Origin of the sequence: Burkholderia sp. Se-20373, assembly GCF_017104705.1 — a bacterium.
Lineage (GTDB): Bacteria > Pseudomonadota > Gammaproteobacteria > Burkholderiales > Burkholderiaceae > Burkholderia.
This window is the reverse complement of record NZ_JAAGPH010000093.1, coordinates 1-18670: the sequence shown is the minus strand read 5'-3', so window position 1 is coordinate 18670 and position 18670 is coordinate 1. Positions and strand designations below refer to the sequence as shown.

At 66.1% G+C, this 18670-nt stretch carries 16 protein-coding genes and 1 pseudogene; 9 read left to right on the top strand and 8 right to left on the bottom strand.

Annotated features, from left to right (window positions below):
* Positions 1 to 5 precede the first annotated feature (5 nt).
* The 4 genes and pseudogenes from hpaI (at position 6) to G3N96_RS25840 (ending at position 3127) form a co-directional block, all read left to right on the top strand.
* A complete protein-coding gene (hpaI, locus tag G3N96_RS25850; protein WP_206138938.1) occupies positions 6 to 812 on the top strand; it encodes a 4-hydroxy-2-oxoheptanedioate aldolase in 807 nt (268 codons plus the stop codon).
* 31 nt (positions 813 to 843) lie between these two features.
* Positions 844 to 1236 (top strand): annotated as a pseudogene (locus G3N96_RS39370) (helix-turn-helix domain-containing protein).
* A gap of 203 nt (positions 1237 to 1439) precedes the next feature.
* Positions 1440 to 2630, top strand: a complete 1191-nt coding sequence (locus G3N96_RS25845; RefSeq protein WP_206138936.1) for a DUF6402 family protein — start codon at positions 1440 to 1442, stop codon at positions 2628 to 2630.
* Entirely contained in the window at positions 2627 to 3127 is a 501-nt protein-coding gene (locus tag G3N96_RS25840) for a hypothetical protein (protein ID WP_241022822.1), read from the top strand. The genes G3N96_RS25845 and G3N96_RS25840 overlap by 4 nt, the downstream gene beginning before the upstream one ends.
* Positions 3128 to 3436: 309 nt before the next feature.
* On the opposite strand, the gene G3N96_RS25835 is transcribed toward G3N96_RS25840, so the two are convergent.
* Positions 3437 to 4234 (bottom strand): helix-turn-helix transcriptional regulator, encoded by a 798-nt coding sequence (locus G3N96_RS25835; protein ID WP_206138934.1) that lies wholly within the window; start codon positions 4232 to 4234, stop codon positions 3437 to 3439.
* Positions 4235 to 4329: 95 nt separating this feature from the next.
* Between G3N96_RS25835 and G3N96_RS25830 the strand changes: the two genes are divergently transcribed.
* Both G3N96_RS25830 and G3N96_RS25825 read left to right on the top strand, forming a co-directional pair.
* Entirely contained in the window at positions 4330 to 4581 is a 252-nt protein-coding gene (locus G3N96_RS25830) for a hypothetical protein (RefSeq protein ID WP_206138933.1), read from the top strand.
* 46 nt (positions 4582 to 4627) lie between these two features.
* The gene (locus G3N96_RS25825; protein ID WP_124577733.1) at positions 4628 to 5596 is read left to right on the top strand and encodes a zinc-binding alcohol dehydrogenase family protein; all 969 of its coding nucleotides are present in this window, start codon (positions 4628 to 4630) and stop codon (positions 5594 to 5596) included.
* A gap of 177 nt (positions 5597 to 5773) precedes the next feature.
* Here G3N96_RS25825 and G3N96_RS25820 read toward each other — a convergent pair whose 3' ends face one another.
* The 5 genes from G3N96_RS25820 to G3N96_RS25800 all read right to left on the bottom strand — a co-directional run bounded on the left by G3N96_RS25820 (position 5774) and on the right by G3N96_RS25800 (position 12746).
* The gene (locus G3N96_RS25820) at positions 5774 to 6865 is read right to left on the bottom strand and encodes a porin (protein ID WP_124577735.1); all 1092 of its coding nucleotides are present in this window, start codon (positions 6863 to 6865) and stop codon (positions 5774 to 5776) included.
* A 129-nt stretch (positions 6866 to 6994) separates the two neighbouring features.
* Positions 6995 to 8062, bottom strand: a complete 1068-nt coding sequence (locus G3N96_RS25815) for an ABC transporter ATP-binding protein (protein WP_206138932.1) — start codon at positions 8060 to 8062, stop codon at positions 6995 to 6997.
* Complete coding sequence (locus G3N96_RS25810) at positions 8055 to 9827, bottom strand: iron ABC transporter permease (protein WP_124577737.1); 1773 nt, start codon at positions 9825 to 9827, stop codon at positions 8055 to 8057. Before G3N96_RS25810 ends, G3N96_RS25815 begins: the two co-directional genes overlap by 8 nt.
* Before the next feature lie 112 nt (positions 9828 to 9939).
* Entirely contained in the window at positions 9940 to 11040 is a 1101-nt protein-coding gene (locus tag G3N96_RS25805; RefSeq protein WP_089427630.1) for an ABC transporter substrate-binding protein, read from the bottom strand.
* Between the two features lie 218 nt (positions 11041 to 11258).
* Complete coding sequence (locus G3N96_RS25800; RefSeq protein WP_206138931.1) at positions 11259 to 12746, bottom strand: PLP-dependent aminotransferase family protein; 1488 nt, start codon at positions 12744 to 12746, stop codon at positions 11259 to 11261.
* A 102-nt stretch (positions 12747 to 12848) separates the two neighbouring features.
* Here G3N96_RS25800 and G3N96_RS25795 point away from each other — a divergent pair, with 102 nt between their 5' ends.
* The 3 genes from G3N96_RS25795 (at position 12849) to G3N96_RS25785 (ending at position 16491) form a co-directional block, all read left to right on the top strand.
* Entirely contained in the window at positions 12849 to 14087 is a 1239-nt protein-coding gene (locus G3N96_RS25795; RefSeq protein WP_206138930.1) for a multidrug effflux MFS transporter, read from the top strand.
* Between the two features lie 123 nt (positions 14088 to 14210).
* Entirely contained in the window at positions 14211 to 14891 is a 681-nt protein-coding gene (locus G3N96_RS25790; protein ID WP_089497090.1) for a response regulator, read from the top strand.
* Positions 14892 to 15072: 181 nt separating this feature from the next.
* Entirely contained in the window at positions 15073 to 16491 is a 1419-nt protein-coding gene (locus G3N96_RS25785; RefSeq protein ID WP_206138929.1) for a sensor histidine kinase, read from the top strand.
* An 83-nt stretch (positions 16492 to 16574) separates the two neighbouring features.
* On the opposite strand, the gene G3N96_RS25780 is transcribed toward G3N96_RS25785, so the two are convergent.
* Positions 16575 to 17441, bottom strand: a complete 867-nt coding sequence (locus G3N96_RS25780; protein ID WP_206138928.1) for an MOSC N-terminal beta barrel domain-containing protein — start codon at positions 17439 to 17441, stop codon at positions 16575 to 16577.
* Between the two features lie 88 nt (positions 17442 to 17529).
* Positions 17530 to 18483: an ABC transporter substrate-binding protein gene (locus G3N96_RS25775; protein WP_206138927.1), complete on the bottom strand. Its 954-nt coding sequence runs from the start codon at positions 18481 to 18483 to the stop codon at positions 17530 to 17532.
* Between the last annotated feature and the right edge of the window lie 187 nt (positions 18484 to 18670).

Sequence of the window (18670 nt, the reverse complement as noted above, 5' to 3'; positions counted from 1 at the left end):
GAACGATGCAGATTCCTTCGAATGTCTTCAAGGCCGCGCTCGCGCGTGGCGACGCGCAGATCGGGCTGTGGCTCGGGCTCGCGAATCCGTACAGCGCCGAGGTGGTTGCGGGCGCCGGTTTCGACTGGCTGCTGATCGACGGCGAGCATGCGCCGAACACGGTGCCGACGATCCTCGCGCAACTGCAGGCGATCGCGCCGTATCCGTCGCAGCCGGTCGTGCGCGTGCCGTGGAACGATCCGGTGATCGTCAAGCAGGTGCTCGACCTCGGCGCGCAGACGTTGCTGGTGCCGATGGTGCAGAGTGCCGACGAGGCGCGCGCGGCGGTGGCGGCAACGCGTTATCCGCCGCACGGGATTCGTGGCGTAGGCAGTGCGCTGGCGCGTGCGTCACGGTGGAATCGCGTCGGTGACTACCTGCAGCACGCGAACGACGAGATGGCCGTGCTCGTGCAGGTCGAGACGCGGGCGGGGCTCGACGCAGTCGATGCGATTGCGCGCGTCGAAGGTGTGGACGGCGTGTTCATCGGACCGGCGGATCTCGCGGCCGATCTCGGGCATCTCGGCAATCCGGGGCATCCGGACGTGCAGGCGGCGATCGATGGCGCGATCCGGACGATCAAGGTGGCCGGCAAGGCGCCGGGGATTTTGAGCGCCGATGAGGCGGCCGCGCGGCGCTATCTGGAGGCGGGGGCGTTGTTTGTTGCGGTCGGGGTCGATACGACGCTGCTGGCGAGGGGGGCGGAGCGGTTGGCGGCGTTGTTCAAGGGGAAGGGGGAAGAGGCCGTGAAGAAGGGGGATGGGACGTATTGAGTCAAGCGGGATCTTGCCCGTCGAGCGCGGGATGCAGTCGACTGACGAAAGGCCGCGCATGCCGGCGGCTTATCTCGCAACGCGAACCGATTTTCAGGCCATTCAGATCTTCGATGACGGAATCGCGCGCATCCGGTTGAGCTTCCGACGCCTGCTTTGGGTCTTCTGGTGAACATCCTCGTGGAGTTGGCCGACCGTAACGCGGTCAAGGTGTACCCATTCATGCGGAATTGACGATTCAGGAAGCGGCAAAATTTCTCAATCAGTCTCGTCCCCACCTGGTCACGCCGCTTGAACCGGATGCGTTGCCATAGTCAAACATCGGCGCATACGCTATTCCGATTTGATGCATCACAAGGCAGAGCGCGGTCAGGCGAGTGCCGACGCACGGGGGGCTCAGGCGTTGCGGATGGTCTACGAATGAAAAGTTCGCCGTTTGCAGTTGTCTACAATGGTCGGGAAGGATTTCGTTCGACTATCGGGTCCGGCATGGGCACGCGCGACAAGTGCTTCTACAAGTTTGTTGTGACTTGCTCAATCGGGCACTGTTGATGCGTGGCGGTGCGCGGCATTGTTGGGTTTCGTGCGGCATTGTAAGGTCGACGACTCTGCAATCCGAGTGAAAGCATGACGCGCTATAACAACAGGATTCCATACTTCAAGATCAACAAGCTAGTTTGGACTTGGAAGCTATGTGAGGGGGACGATGCAGGCATCCCGGTGTGCGATGTCGGTTTATCAATGGCAATGGCTCCCCCAGTGACGGCGTCATCAGTAAAGCCATCTACGCCCATCGCGCGGGCTGACAAGCGGGACTCGCTCGATAAGATGGTGGACGACATCGAAAGAATTGCGGGTGCATTTTCACGCTTCAAGAAATGGTTGGACGCGCCTGCTCCGCCCAAGCGACCGAAACCGGTGGAGAAGGAACGGGAAGTTCCGCCTTTCGATATTCAGCAAATCCCAGACGCCATGCGCAAGGAGCATATGCCGGTTTCGGCGAAGCTGATGGAACGATGGTTTTCTGGAGAGCTCAACTATTCGATCACACCAAAGGATCAGCAGAACGAGATCAACCAGAATGGCGAGCTCTACCCTGAGTCGATGGTCGATCGAACCACCATCAAACTAGATTGGGTTCTTAGGCATGCGCGTGCAAAAAAGCAATATGATTATCTTATAAATGTCGCCATATATAGTCCGCGTGCATACGAAATACTTAAGGATATTCTTGGTCGCTATAGTAGTCGCGGGAGCGTATCACCCTGGGAATTGAGTGGAAATGATATCCGAAAACTACACAAGCAATTCCAGTTCCAGCGAGCGGCGGTAGAGAGTTCATTTGAACAGAAAGCATTGCAGGCTGTTCGGAGGTTTCCGGAGGGTGGCGTTCCCGACGATCTTACTGGTGCGTTGGGGGCATTCAATTTTTATGCGGCAGTGGCTCGCGCTACTTTCGATGCTGAAAATAAGAGTGCAACGGTTACGCATATTGTCGTATACGTGAGAGACGGTTATTCCTTTGAGGGACCTGATGATTTGCGGTCACAGTATCTAGGCCATTGGGGAAAAGGCGGTGTGATAATCGTTCCGATTTACGCGGCGGCGAATCTTGCGGATCAGCCTTGGTTTGATTTTCCCATAGTGGCAGGCGGCACAGCCGCAAACCTCTATGAACCGGGGAAAACATACTATCCGGTTCGAAATCGCTCGTTCCGAGAGTGGCAAGCTAAGTACCACCGAGGGGGGGATTTCATAATTTTTTCCGACTATAAGCCAATCATGCTGGCTAAACCGATAACGGTGTATTTTGAATGAACGGCTTGGCGACTGCTATGCAAGGAGCGGGAATTCTTGTGCTCGCGGAAATTGCGGTGTTTGTGGTAATTGCATGTATTCTGACGATTGTTCTGTCTGGGATGTTGCATAAAGAGGGGCGTCTCACGCGAATGAAAGCGCGAATGAAGACGCTAGGTTTTGCTCTGACATTTGTCATTTTTCTGTGCTGGGCCAGCTCTTACTATCAGGATGCGCGCATACGTGCCCATGCAACACAGTTTGATACCGAGCGATCGAGGAACGATGGGGGCCGTTATACGGCGCAATACGCGTACTTGGGAAAAGATCGGATCCTTTTGCGACTCTATCGGACATCTGACATGCGACTGCTTGCCGAGCGGACTTACGAGTATTCGGATGCCGTCCGCCTGGTGTGGACCAAGGAATCCTTGATATTCGATACTGCTGTCGATAGTGGTGGAGAGATTAAACTTCCGCCTACACATTTCGATCGATTCACGGCGATGTTGCCTTAGCTGTCGGTAATCTGGCAAAGAAGCGGTCCCGGGCCTGTGAAAGCGCTTCGTGATTCTCGTGTGTGATTAGACGCTAAAGCGTACACGTTCTCGACGAGTGCGTTTGCTGCGCAATCGTTCCGATTTGCTCGCGGGGCAGCTCGAGTGGACATCATGTCTGATGGATCGGGGGATTCCCAATGCAATTATCTCGATAATCTGCAACACCAGAGCATGGTTCAGACTTGCAAGGTGCTCAAAGCCTATCGGGAAATCCAGTGGACTGCTGTTGTGCGATGAGTTGGTTCGATGCGATACGCGAATTACTCGCTATGCAGCACTTGGAGTCGGCGGCCCATCCGCCATATACCTCCCCGGCGTCGTCCCCAACGCGCGCCGGAACATGTCGATGAACGCGCTGACGTTGTCGTACCCGAGATCGAGCGCGATCGTCGTCACCGGCACGCCGTCGGCAATGCGCTCAAGCGCCCGCAGCAGCCTGGCCTGCTGACGCCACTGCGCGAACGTCAGCCCCGTCTCCGCGACGAAGCGGCGGCTCATTGTCCTCGCGCTGATGCCGGCCCATTCGGCCCATTCCTCCAGTCGCCGGTTGTCCGCTAGATCGGCGGCAAGCGCATCGGTGATCTTCATCAGCCGCGGATCCTGCGGCCGCACCAGCCCCAGCGCCTCGACTTCCGACGACGCAATTTCGTCGAGGATCACGTCGGCGATCCGCGTTTGAGCGGCATCCAGCGCCGACTCCTCCCAACTCGCCGCCCGCTGCACGGCCTCGCGCAGCAGCGGCGTCGTGCGGATCGCGCGCGGCGCCTTCGGCAGCGCCGCGCAGCGTGCTTCGGCAACGAACGCCGACCAGCCGGAAATCGGCCCGAACGAGCGCAACGAATGCCGGCAATGCGGCGGAATCCAGATCGCATGGATCGCCGGCACGACCCAGTCCTGATCGTCGAGACCGATCGTCAGCAGCCCGCTCAACGCGCCGACGAGCTGGCCGCGCGCGTGCGCGTGCGGTGGCGTCACGCGCGGGTCGCGTTGCGACAGGACGGCCGCGACGACGAACGGGCCGTCGTCGGACGTGACGAATCGAGCGGGAAGAAGGGGGTCTGACATGGCCGGATATCGGTATCGAATGGCCGTTATACCGGAGATCGGCCGGATTCGCACGCCTACACTGCGTCCATCGATGACAACCGGAGTACGACACGATGCGAGCCGAACAGATGCTTCCCGACCATACAGACTGGATCGAGGCCGACGGAACGACGATCCGCAAGGGTACCGTCGGCGCGTTCCTGGTCAACGCGCGAGCGCTGACCGACCCGAACGCCGCGCCGGCCGACCGGGCGCGCGCGGAAGCCGACACGATCGATGCACTGCCCGCGTTGCGCGCACTTGGCCTGTTCGACGTGCTGGACGTACGCGATCCCGCGCTGCGCGCGTGGCTCGAAGCGCATTGACACGCGCCGGAACTGTCGATCGAGTATCCCGATTCAAGGAGTCGCCATGAAAGCAGCAGTCGTAACGGGCGCCGGCGAGCGTCCCGTCCATATGGATTTCGAAGCACCGCGCGCAATGCCGGGCCATCGCCTGATCGATGTGACGGCGTCCGCGCTGAGCCGGCTCGCGCAGGGGCGGGCGTCCGGCACACATTACTCGTCGGACGGGCGCTATCCGTTCGTCGTCGGCGTCGACGGGGTGGGCCGCCTCGACGACGGGCAGCGCGTCTATTTCTTCGGCGCGCCCGCACCGTTCGGCGCGATGGCCGAGCGAGCGATCGTGTCCGATACGCGGTACGTGCCGTTACCCGACACGCTCGACGACGTCACGGCCGCGGCGATCGCGATTCCCGGGATGTCGTCGTGGGCGGCGCTGACCGAGCGCGCCCGGTTCGTCGCAGGCGAGACGGTGCTCGTCAACGGCGCGACGGGTACGTCGGGGCGGCTGGCGGTGCGGATCGCGAAGCATCTCGGCGCGTCGAAGGTGATCGCGACCGGCCGCAACGCGGCCGCGCTGCAAGCGTTGCTCGGTGCGGGTGCGGATGCCGTCGTGTCGCTGCAGCAGGACGACGCGCATCTGGCGCGTGCGCTCGAGCCGCATTTCCGCGCGGGCGTGGATGTCGCGCTCGATTATCTGTGGGGGAGCAGCGCGCAGGCATTGCTGGTTGCCGCGGCGAAGGCGACGCCCGATGGCCGCCGGCTGCGCTTCGTGCAGATCGGCTCGATCGGCGGCGCGGACGTGCTGTTGCCGGGTGCGGTGCTGCGGGCGACCGCGATCGAGCTGATGGGCAGTGGCCTCGGCAGTGTGTCGCTGCCGCGCCTGCTGGCCGCGGTGCATGGCGTGTTCGACGCGGCCGGGCCGGCTGGCCTGACAATCGAGACGCGGGCGGTGCCGCTGGCGGACGTCGGCGCGTATTGGGGCGATACGAGCAGCGCAATGCGACCAGTGTTCACGATCGGCGAGGGCAGAGGATGAAGAGGCGGCGCGTCGCCGAACGCACGGCGAGCGCCGTCCATGCACGTGAGCTCTTCACGAAACCGATGGATCCGGCGAGCAAGCGTCGCGCATTAAACAAGGGTCGGGGGCCCGTCGCGACCGAACGGGCGACGCGGCGCAGCGACGCAACGCGCGCGGCACCGCCCGCCATCAGCCTCAGAACCGCTGCTGAATCCCGGCCGTCACCCCGACCTGCGTGGTGCCGTATCCATTGACATCGCGCGACACGCCGACCTTCTGCCCATGCTGCCCGATCGCGAATGCGCCGGCCGCGTACAGCACCGTGCGCTTCGACAGCGCGTATTGCGCGCGCATCGACACGAGCGTCGGATCGGCATCCGTGCCGCCCTTGATGTTCTGGTGATACACGGCGCCGATCAACGAGAACGTCGGTGTGAACTGGTACGACCCGCCGACCCAGTACATGTCGCTCAACTGGTTCGCGGCGCTCGTGCGATACGTGCGCTTGTAGTTGCGGTAGCCGGCCATCGTCTTCAGGTTGCCGAAGTCGTAGCTCAGGCCGGCATGGATGCCTTGGATATAGTTGACCGTGTCGGCCGGCGTCACGCTATCGGCCGCGCCGTTCTGCCGGTCGAACGCGACCACCGCGGCGAACGGGCCTGTTTCGTAGCCGGCCGCGAAGTCGTATTTCGAGCTGGTCTTCATGCTGCCCGGCACGTTGCCGAAGCCGTACAGCGCGCCGAACTTGAAGCCGCTGAATTCACCGTCGTAGCGCACCGCATTCGACGAGCGCGTGAACATGCCATCCTTGCGCCCGCCGGTCGCCATCGACGACGAGGCCCACGAGTAGTTCTGCGAATAACCCATCGGGTCGAACGGCATCATGTAGTCGTACGTGACGGTGAAGTTGCGGCCGAGCGTCAGTTCGCCCCATTTGCTTTTCAGGCCGACCGTCGCGCGGCGCGCGAAGATCGAGTCGGGACCGTCGTCGGACGAGCCGTTCGCGAGGTCGATCCCGCTTTCCAGCCGGAACACGGCCTTCAGCCCGCCGCCGAGATCCTCGACGCCGCGCAAGCCCCAGCGCGACGTGTTCTTGTTGCCCGACTTGAGCTTGACGGAGTTGCCGCCTTCCGGCGCCGCGTGGTTGGCGAACTCGATGCCGGCGTCCATGATCCCGTAGATCGTGACCGACGACTGCGCGTGCGCGGCCGGAACGGCGATACAGGCTGCCGCGGCCGAACCGGTGAGGACTACTGTTCGAATGGAACGTTCTGCGCGTGACTTCATTTTGACGGTGTCTCCTTGGTTTTTGTGGGCGGGTTGAAACAGAAAACGGGTACGCGTCGCGCCGATGCGGTCGCGAACGGAGGTGTGCGCGAATGCATGCGCGGCGGCGCGTGGGCCGCCGCGACGGGGTCAGCCCGCTTTCGCGAACGCCCAGCAGTCGTTGGTCGGGAATTCGATCCAGTGCTTGCCGGCCGCGCGCGGCACATGGCCGAATGCGCGCAGGCGCATCTCGCCGCAATGGAACAGGTATTCCCAGCGGTCGCCGAGATACATCGACGTGACGAGATCGGCCTGCAGCCGGTTCGCGCCGGGGCCGTCGGCGACCTGCACGCGTTCGAGGCGAATCACGGCCTGCGCGTCCTGGCCCGGCGCGAACGTGTCGCGGGCGAGCGCCTGCAGTTCCCAGCCGTCGCCGGCAAGCGTCACGCGTTCGCCGTCAATGGCCGCGACGCGCGCGTCGATCCGGTTGTTGCTGCCCATGAACTCGGCCGTGTACAGCGAGCGCGGCGCGCCGTACAGCTCGGCCGGCGTGCCTTCCTGCTCGATGCGGCCGTTGCGCAGCAGCAGGATGCGGTCGGACATCGCCATCGCCTCGGTCTGGTCGTGCGTGACGCACAGGGCCGACAGCCCGAGCGACACGATCAGCTCGCGCAGCCAGGCGCGCGCTTCCTCGCGCAGCTTGGCGTCGAGGTTCGACAGCGGCTCGTCGAGCAGGATCACCGGCGGGTTGTAGACGAGCGCGCGCGCAATCGCGACGCGCTGCTGCTGGCCGCCCGACAGTTGATGCGGAAAGCGTTCCGCGAGATGGCCGAGGCCGAGCTGGTCGAGCGCGCTCTGCACGCGGCGCTTCTGTTCGGCCGGTGCGACGCGGCGCAGCTTCAGCCCGTAGCCGACGTTGTCGGCGACGGTGCGGTGCGGCCACAGCGCGTACGACTGGAACACCAGGCCGAGCGAACGCTGCTCGACGGGCAGGTCGACGCGCTGCGCGCCGTCGAAGAACACGCGATCGTCGAGCTGGATGCGGCCGTCGGACGGCTGTTCGAGGCCCGCCACCGCGCGCAGCAGCGTGGTCTTGCCGCTGCCCGATGCGCCGAGCAGGCACACGACTTCGCCGGCCTTCAGTTCGAACGACACGCCCTTGAGGATCGGATTGGCGCCGTAGCTGAGGTGCAGGTCGTCGACGATGAGCTTATCCATGAAGTTTCACTCCGAAACGCAGGGCCACGCCGAGACCGGCGCCGACCATCGCAATGTTGATGACAGAAAGCGCGGCGACCTGATCGACGGCGCCGGTCGCCCACAGCGACACGAGCAGCGCGCCGATCACTTCGGTGCCGGGCGACAGCAGGTAGACGGCCGTCGAGTATTCGCGCTCGAAGATCATGAAGATCAGGAGCCATGCGGCGAGCAGGCCGAAACGCACGAGCGGCAGCGTCACGTCGAGCGACACGCGGCTGCGCGTCGCGCCGACGCTGCGCCCGGCTTCCTCGAGTTCGGGGCCGACCTGCAGCAGCGCGCTCTGGATGAGCCGCATCCCGTACGCGAGCCACACGACCGTGTACGCGATCCAGATGCTCCACATCGAGTTCTTCAGCTCGCGCAGGCCCGGGACGAACAGGAAGATCCACAGGAACGCGAGGCCGGCGAGCAGGCCGGGCACCGCGCGCGGCAGCAGCACGAGGTAGTCGAGCAGCTTGGTGGCCCAGTCGGGGCGGCGGTGGCCGGCGAACGCGACGAGCGAGTAGAAGCCGATCGCGAGCGCGCCGCCGATCACGCCGATGCCGAGCGTATTGATGATCGCGCGCACCAGGTTGTCCTGCTCGAACAGTTCGATGAAGTTCGACAGCGTCAGCACCTCGGCGAGCGCGACGCCTTCGCCCCAGTTGGTCACGAACGCGCGCAGCACGATGCCCGAGATCGGCACGATCACGGTCAGCATCAGCCACAGTGCGACGATCGCGAGCGCGACCCAGCGCCATACGCCGAGCGGCAGCACCGTCGCGCGGCCGGCCTTGCCCTTCACGGTGACGAAGCGGTTGGCGGTCTTCAGCAGGCGGCGCTGCAGCAGCACGAGCGGGAACGTGATCGCGACGATGCACACCGCGACCGCGGCCATCAGGTGATACGACGGCACGCCGAGCTTGTTGGTCAGCTTGTACAGGTAGGTCGCGAGCACGAGATGGCCTTCCGGATCGCCGAGCACGAGCGGCAGCCCGAACACCTCGAAGCCGAGGAAGAACACCAGCACGCCGGCGAACAGCAGCGCGGGCATCGTCATCGGCAGGCTCACGTCGAGCGCGACGCGGAACGGGCGGGCACCCGTCACGCGCGCGGCTTCCTCGACGTCCGAGCCGAGGTTGCGCAGCGCGGCCGACGAGTACAGGTACACGTGCGGCACGTGCGTGAGGCCGACGATCACCGTGATCGCGAGGACCGAGTACACATTCCAGGGCACGTTCTGCACCCCGAACAGTTCCTTGAACCACACCGAGTAGAAGCCGACCGGGCCGGCCGCGACCACGTAGCCGAACGCGAGCACCATCGGCGACACGAACACCGGCGTGAGCAGCAGCGGTTCGAGCCAGCGGCGGCCTGGCAGGTCGGTGCGCACCATCAGGAAAGCGAGGATGCCGCCGAGCGGGATCGAGATGAACAGCATCCCGCCGGCGATGATGAACGAGTTCTTCACGGCCGACCAGAAATCGGGATCGCTGAAGACGAAACGGAAGCCCTCGATGCCGAGCGTCTTGTTCGCATCGAAGAACGGCGCGGACAGCAGGCTCTGGAACAGGATGAAGCCGAGCGGCAGCGCGACCGCGATGGTCAGTACCGCGACGACGATCCAGCGCAGCATGCCGGCGAGCGGCTGCAGGCTGCTGACCGGCAGCGCGGGAATCGCGCCGCGCGGGCCGGTGGCGGGCGGAACGGCCGGTGCCGTGCCGCGTGTGCTGGTTGAAAGCATGAGTTCGCCCCTGCGGCCATCCGGATGGCCGCCTCTAGGAAGTCGGTATGGGGAAGGGGCCGCCCGCGCGACGTGGCGGGCGGCCATTGGCCGGCCGAAGCCGATCAGCCGATCAGCCCTTGATCGCCTGCTGCCATTGCTTCAGGAACGCGAGCCGCTTCGACTGGTCCAGATAGACGAGCAGGCCGGTGCCGATCTGGATCGGCTTCAGCGAATCGCCGAGTTCCTTCGTGAGGCCCGCGGCCGACGTTTCGCCGGTCACGTCCGTGCGGATCGCGTACAGGTTGGCCTGGTTCGCGATCAGCGTCTGGCCGCGTTTCGACAGCAGGTAGTCGACCCACAGCTTCGCGGCGTTCGGATTCTTCGCCTTCTTCGAGATGGTGGTGAGGCGGCTCACGATCTGCGTGTAGTCCTTCGGAAACACGTAGCCGATCGACTTGTCCTTCTTTGCCTTCGCGTACGCGTACGATCCGAAGATGTTGTAGCCGATCAGGTTCTCGCCCGACGAGATGCGCTCCATCATCGCGCCGGTGCTCGACTGCAGCTTCGGGCCGGTCGCGCCGATCGCCTTCACGAGTTCCCACGTGACCTTCTCGTTCAGGTGCGCGTCCTGCGTCAGCGCGTTGAAGCCGACGCCGGATTTCTCGACGTCGTACGTCGTGAGCTTGCCCTTGAACTTGTCCGGTTGCGACGCGAGCAGCTTGATCAGCTCGGCGCGCGTCTTCGGCACTTCGTTCTCGGGGATCAGGCGTTTGTTGTAGACGATTGCGAGCGGCTCGAACGTCGTGCCGTAGGCCTGCTTCTGGTATTGCGCCCATTGCGGCAGGTTCGCGCTTTCGGGGGAATCGTACGACGCCATCAGGCCGTCGTTGACGAGCTTGACCTGCAGGTCCATCGCCGAGCTCCACAGCACGTCGGCGCTGGTGCTGCTCGCCGCGTTCTCGCTGATGTAGCGGTTGTACAGCTCGGTGCTGTTCATGTCGTTGTACTCGACCTTCACGCCGTACAGGCTTTCGAAGTCCTTGATCAGCGGACGCACGAGGCCCGTGTCGGTCGTCGAGTAGACGATCAGCTTGCCTTCCTTCTTCGCGGCGTCGATCACGCCCTGGTAGCTCCCCGGATACCCGGCCGGAACCTGCGCGGCGGCGCTGCCGGCGGCAGTGCCCAGAACGACCGCCAGCGCGGCGGCGAGGTGCTTCGGTGCAAACGGCATGTCTTCCTCCAGTTACGTCTAGGTGTTGTTCGAGTGGAGCGGATGTTAATTGCGGGGTACTTTCAGGCCGCTTTCATTTTGGTGAGCAATCGTGTCCTTTGTGTCATGGATTTCCCGAGGTCGAAGCGGCGGCGGCCGCGCGTTTCGCGGCGCGCGGCACGGTCGGACAAGGGAGGGCGGCGGGTTGCCGCGGGGCGCGGCAACGATGACAGGAGCGGTTAGACGGGTTGCGCGAGCAGCTTGCCGAGCAGCCGGCCGCCATGCCGCGCGTGCGCGGCCGTCAGCGCGGAATACCCGACGACGACGCCCGCTTCGCACCGGGCGCTTCGACAGAATCCGCGGATCGGCTGCAATTCGACGCCGTCCGCCTGGGCTTGCGCGACGTAAGTTGTGTCGTCCATCCCGGGCGGCAGCCACAGCACGAAATGAAAGCCCGCGTGCTCGCCGGACACCGTGTACCGCCCGCCTGCGTGTTTCGCCAACTGGTCGAGCACGAGGTCGCGCCGCTGGCGGTACGCGTGACGCGCGGCGCGCAGGTGCTTCGCAAAATCGCCGTGCGCGATGAAGCGGGCCAGCGCCAGCTGGGGCGCCACGCCGACCGAGCGCGCGGTCGCATGCCACACGGCCGACAGCGCCGGCCGCAGTTCCGCCGGCACGACCATGAAGCCGATGCGCAGCCCCGAGAACAGCGTCTTGTTGAACGAGCCGCAGTAGATCACGCGATCGCACGCGTCGAGCGATTTCAGCGCGGGCAGCGGGGCGGTCTGGTAGCTGAATTCGCCGTCGTAGTCGTCCTCGATGATCCATGCGCGGGTGCGCTGCGCCCAGTCGAGCAGTTCGAGCCGGCGCGACACCGACATCGTGACGCCGAGCGGCGCCTGATGGGCGGGCGTCACGTAAGCCGCGCGCGCATCGGGATAGCGGTCCAGCGACGCCGCGTCGATGCCTTCCCGATCGACCGGCACGTCGATCACGGTCGCGCCCGCGATCGTGAAGATCTGCCACGCCGACGCATAGCCGGGATCCTCCATCAGCACCGTCGAGCCGGCCGCGAGCAGCGTGCGCGCGACGAGATCGATCGAATGCCGGATGCCGGTCGTGATGAAGATGTCGCCGGCGTCGCACGGGATGCCGCGGTATTCCCGCAGGTACGCGGCGATTTCGTTGCGCAGGCGCTCGACGCCTTGCGCCGGCGTGGCACCGAGGTCGTGCGCGGTCGCGGCAAGCAGGCTGGCCCCGAGTGCCTTCTTCCATTGCTGCATCGGCAGCAGGCCGGGATCGGCAAGCCGCGCGACGAACGGGACGCCCGGGCGCACGCCTTGTTCCGGCGCGACGGCTTCGACCGTGCGCGCCGGCGCGGGGGGCGCGCCGGCTGGGGGAAGGTGGGTGTCGTGCGATTGCGCGGTCGCGCGCAGATAGCTGTCCGGCACCACCGCGCATACCCGCGACCCCGACCCTTGCGTGCGGGCGATGTAGCCCTCGGAGCACAGCCGGTCGTATGCCGCTTCGACGGTCCCCCGGGCGACGCCCCAGCGCGCGGCAAGCGTGCGGCTGGACGGCAGCGGGCTGTCGCCGGGCAGCAGGCGCTTCAGGATCGCATCGCGCAGCGCGTCGGCAATGCACTCCTGCTTCGACTGCGGACTGCCCGTGGACAGCCCGGCCGGGCACGGCAGATCAAGCGGAATCGCGGCTTTGCCTCGCGGCATAGTGGTCTATTCAGTCACGGATTTAATGGCTCTTCAGCTTATATCACTTTGACCTTAGATTGCTGTCGACCCCATCAATCCGACCGGAGACGAGCTCACCGCATGAAAACGCGTTCATTACCCCAGTGGGGCTGGCTGCTCCTGTTGATGCTCGTCGTGTGCCTGCCGCGGGTCACGATCGATGCGTACCTGCCGTCGCTGCCGGCGATGGCGGACGCGCTGCACGGCACCGACGCCCAGTTGCAACTCACGCTCACCCTGTACATGGTCGGCTACGCGCTGTCGATGCTGGTGTCGGGGCCGTTGTCCGACCGTTATGGCCGCCGTCCGGTCCTGCTCGGCGGCCTGTGCCTCTATGTGGTCGCAAGCGTCGCGTGCGCGTGGTCGACCAGTGTCACGGCGATCGTCGCCGCGCGCATCTTCCAGGCGTTGGGCGGCTGCAGCGGAACGGTGATCGGGCGGGTGATCGTGCGCGAGCGCTTCCCGACCGCGATGCAGGCCACGATGCTGGGCCGCATCTCGGCCGGCATGGCGCTGTCGCCGGTGATTGCGCCGCTGGCCGGCAGTGCGGTGGCCGAATGGCTCGGCTGGCGCGGCGTGTTCGGTTTGCTGGCGGCGGGCGGGCTGGTCGCCACGGCGATGGTGCTGCGCTACCTGCCGGAGACGCGTGAACGCGACGCGCGGCCGGCGCCGCGCGCGGGGCTGCTGCGGACATACGCGGGCCTGCTGCGCGAACGCAGTTTCCTGCGCTACTCGCTCGCCATCAGTTTCGCGTACTGCACGTACTACCCGTTCATCGCGGAATCGTCGACGCTGTTCCAGCGGCAACGCGGCGTATCGGGCCCGGTGTATGCGGCGATCTTCGGCCTGACCGTGCTCGGCTACCTGATCGGCTCGAACCTGTTCGCACGGACCGGCACGCGCTGGAAGGCCGATTCGGTCATCGCGGCAGCGGCGGGCGTCAATCTGGCCAGCGCCGCCGTGTTGTGGATCGGCGGCGCGATCGCGCCGACGGCGGTGGCGGCGCTGGTCGTCCCGATGTTCTTCGTGATGATCGCCGTCGGGATCGCGATCCCGGCCTGCCAGTTTGCGGTGATGCAGCCGTACACGACGATCGCCGGGACGGCGTCCGGGCTGTTCTTCTTTATCCAGATGGCGATCACGGCCGCGTGCGGCGGCGTGCTGGCGTGGCTGTCGGACGGCACCGCGCGCCCGATGATCGTCGTCACGGCCGGTGCGAGCGTCGCGTTCCTGGCGGTCGCGGTCGGCCTGCGCGAGCGGCGGCGGGCAGGCGAAAGTTCGCGCTTCGCGACGCGGAATCGTCCCGCCGCCGAGCGCTGAGCGGCGGTCGGCGCGCCGGCCGACGTGTGCCCGCACGGGCGGCGCAACCCGTGTTTCCGCGAGGCGTCGTGATGGAAAGGATCATGTAATGTAGCGGCCTGTCACTGACCTTACGGAATCGCCATGCGTGTGCTGCTCGTCGAAGACAATCCGAATCTCGCCCAGTCGCTGAACGATGCGCTGAGCGCGGCGCGCTTCGCGGTCGACCACATGGCGGACGGCGAGGCGGCCGACCACGTGCTGCGCACGCAGGATTACGCGCTGGTGATTCTCGATCTCGGGCTGCCGAAGCTCGACGGGCTGGAAGTGCTGCGGCGGCTGCGCGCGCGCCGCAATCCGGTGCCGGTGCTGATCCTGACCGCGCACGGCTCGGTCGAGGATCGCGTGAAGGGGCTCGATCTCGGCGCCGACGACTATCTGGCGAAGCCGTTCGAACTGACCGAACTGGAGGCACGCGCCCGCGCGCTGATCCGCCGCAGCCTCGGCCACGAGCATTCGCGGGTCGAATGCGGGCCGCTTTCGTACGACAGTATCGATCGCAGCTTCCAGCTTGCGGGCGAGCCGCTGTCGCTCACGCCGCGCGAACGCTCGGTGCTCGAGGTGCTGATCCTGCGCAACGGCCGCGCGATCAACAAGGAAACGCTGTCGGAAAAGATCTTCGGGCTCGACGAGTCGGTGAATGCCGACGCGATCGAGATCTACGTGTACCGGCTGCGCAAGAAGCTCGAGAACACGGGCATCGCGATCGTCACGCTGCGGGGGCTCGGTTATCTGCTGGAAGCGAAGGCGGAGACGGCTGAATGAGCCGCCGCGGCGCTCACGATCCTTGCGCGGAACGGGTGGGCACGTTGACGCGCTATGCCGGATCGACACGTTCGCGGCCCGCCAACGACACGCATGCCCTTCACGGCCGACCGAGCGGGCGCCGAGCGGTGCCGGGTGCATGCTCCGCCAAGCCCCACGGCCCTGCCTGGCAGGAGGCCGCGTGACCCGCACGAACCTGCGCACCCAGGTCGCGCTGTGGCTGCTGCTGCCGCTGCTCGGGCTGCTCGCGCTCGACTCGTGGCTCACGTACCAGCGCGCGATGAGCGCCGCGCACGTCGCGTTCGACCGCACGCTGTCGTCGTCGCTGAAGTCGATCCGCGAAGGCGTGCGGCTCAACGACGGCGAGATCGAGGTCGACCTGCCGTATCTCGCGCTCGAAATGCTCGAGTCGAGCGATGGCGGCAAGGTCTACTACCTGATCCGCGAGGACAACGGCCACACGATCACCGGCTACCCGGACCTGCCGCTGCCGCAAGGGCGCGACGCAGGCGACGGCGCGCTGTTCGTCACGCGTTACTACGACGTCGTCTATCGCGGCGAGCAGTTGCGGATGGCCGCGCTGCGCATCCCGGTGCACGACGTGCCGACCGCGCAGTCGCGCATCGTGTGGGTGATGGTCGGCGAGACGATCGAGGCGCGCCAGGCGCTCGCGCGCGAGATCCTGGTGGGGTCGCTGCTGCAGGAAGGATTGCTCGTCGTGCTGGCGCTCGGCATCGTGTGGCTCGGCGTCGGGCGCGGGCTGCGGCCGCTGAACCGGCTGTCGGCGACGGTTGCCGCGCGCAGCGAGGACGACACGACGCCCCTCGATACCGGCGCGGTGCCGAGCGAACTCGCGCCGCTCGTCGAGTCGATCAACCAGTACATCGGCCGTACGCAGCGGATGCAGGTCGCGCGGCGCCGCTTTTTCGCGGACGCGGCCCATCAACTGAAGACGCCGCTCGCGGCCGTGCAGGCCGGGGTCGAGCTCGCGTTGCGGCCCGACGAGCAGCCGCGCGCGAACGGGCACTTGCGGCGTGCGAACGGCGCGGTGCGGCAGGCCGCGAAGATCGTGCAGCAACTGCTGTCGCTGTCGCGACTCGATTCGGACAGCGGCCATGCGGTCGCGCACAAGCCCGTCGCGTTGCACCGGCTCGCGCGCAGCGTGACGCTCGACTGGTCGCCGGTCGCCCGCGCGCGCGACATCGATCTCGGCTTCGAGCACGAGGCCGATCTCGACGTGCACGGGCAGTCCGACCTGCTCGGCGAGATGATCGGCAACCTGATCGACAACGCGATCCGTTATGCGGGTGATCGCACGGTGATCACGGTGCGTGTGTCGCGCGATGGCGAGCACGCGCGGCTCGACGTCATCGACAACGGGCCGGGCATTCCGGCGGACGAGCGTGACGCGGTGTTCGAGCGCTTCCATCGCGGCAGCAAGACGCAGACGGTCGAAGGGACGGGGCTCGGGCTGTCGATCGTGCGCGAGATCGCGCGCGTGCATCAGGGCAGCGTGACGCTGGCCGATGCGGTTGGCGGTGGGTTGGTCGTGACGATCTGGCTGCCGGCGACGAACGACGCCGCGCCGCGCGTTGCGTGATGGCGATCAGCGATGCGGGAAGCGGCTGGCCGTGAGTCGCGGCTTCCCGGCAGTGAAGGGGCGAGAGGTTCAGTGCGTCCGGCTCAATCGCCGAACCCGATCTCCGCTTCCAGCGACTGGCCGACTTCGAGCCACGCGCCCGCGCCTTCGACGACGATCGCATTGATGCCGAACGTCAGTTCGCCGTTGAAGTTCGGGTTCGCTCGATAGGTCTGCATCGTGTCGGTCGGCTCGTGCGGCCATGCAGGATCAGGCGCGCCAGTGGCCTGGTCGATCGCCGGCATCGGGCAACGCGTGCACGGCTTCACGAAGCGCAGCCGCACGGGCGTCGCGCCTTCCGTGTCGAGGTGTTCGACGAAATCCTCTTCGAACGCGTCGAGATCCGACACGACGATATTCGGGCGGAAGCGGTTCATCGGGATCGCCGGCGCGCCCTTCGCGGCGAGCCGCGCGTTCAGGTCGTCGAGCGACGACTGGCCGATCACGAGCAGCGGGTAACCGTCCGCGAACTGCGTGTGCGTATCGATCTCGCCGGTCCATTTGCGGTTGCAGCCGCGACGCGCGTCGGGCCCGAAGCGCGCGAGCTTCGTGGGTGTGCCGAGGAATTCGGTGAGCCAGGCGGCCGTTTCGGCACCCGTGTCGATCGCGTCGACGGTGTCGCGCCATACGGTCGCGGCCATTTTCGGCGTGGCGGGCGATACGTCGCCGTCGAGCGGCGTGCGGATCTCGCGCATGCCCGGCGCGTTCAGCACGAGCGCATCGCTGTCGAGCGCCGTGCGGATCAGCGCGAGGCGCGGGTGCGTGCGCTGCGTGATCATCTGCCCGGCCGGGTCGGTGATCAGCCAGTGGCGGTCGTACGCGAGGCCCGTTTCGAGCAGTTGCGCGCGCGACAGCGCGATGCCGGCGCAGGATTTGATCGGGTAGACGAAGAGTTCGGCGATGGCTGGCATGACGCTGGCTGGAGGCGAATGGCGAGACTGCGATTGTGCCAGATCGCGCCGCAGCCGTTTGGGTGGCTGCGCGCCGTCGCGCGGCCGGTCATGCGAGCGGGAAACCGGAGTCGAATGTCGTGCGCACGTCGAGCGGCTGGCGCAACAGTCCCGCTTTCAGATAGAAGTCGGCCGTGCGTTGTTGCTCCGCGATGACCGTCGCGTCGATCGGCAGCCAGCGCGTGTTGCGGCGCTCGAACTGCAGCTTCGCGGCCGCCGGCGGAATGCCGATGATGCGCGCGAGGGCCGCGGAATACGCATCGACATGCCGGTACGACCAGGTCTGCGCGCGGACGACGCGCCGCAGGAAATCGTGCAGCACGTCGCGCTTCGACGCGATCGCCGCATCGGTCGCCGCGAGGTAGCTGAGGCCCGACCACAGCCCGCGGCCATTGACGAGCACGCGCGCACGGCCGCTCGTTTCGGCGAGCGCGGTATAGGGCTCCCAGGTCGCCCACGCGTCGATCGAACCGGTTGCGAGCGCCAGCATCGTGTCGGCCGGCGGCAGGAAGCGGAACGACACGGCGTCGGGCGGCAGGCCGGCCGCATCGAGCGCCTTCAGCGTGACGAAATGGCCGATCGAGCCGCGCGTGGTGCCGATGCGTTTGCCCTTCAGGTCGGCCGCGCCTTTCAGCGCCGCGTCGGGCTGCACGAGCACCGCCGTGCCGTACGGGTCGGAACGGTTCGCGCCGATCACCTTGATGCGTGCGCCCGATGCGAGCGCGAAGATCACCGGCGCATCGCCGATCGGGCCACAGTCGACGGCGGCCGCGTTCAGCGCTTCGGCGAGCGGCGCGGCGGCCGGGAACTCGGTCCACGCGATGTCGTACGCCAGGCCGTTCAGTTCGCCGGCCGCTTCGAGCAGCGCGCGCAGCCCGCCTTTCTGGTCGCCGGCGCGCAGCAGCGGCCGCGTGCCCGATTGCGCGTGCAGGGCGGCCGGGGCCGCGGCGATCGTGGCGAGGGCGCTCGCTTGCGCGAGGAAATGGCGTCGGGTCGGATTCATCGTGAAGCTCGGTCGGAAGAGAGGTTCAGGGATTCAATCAATGCGGAAGCCCGGCCTGCACATCGCGCACGGGTTCCGTGTCGACGCGCAGCAGCAGCGCGGTCAGCGGATCGCCGGTCGCTGCCGGCGCGGTCGGCCGTGCGGTGGCAGATCGGAAGAGCGGCGTGTAGGGCACGCGGGTGTGGCT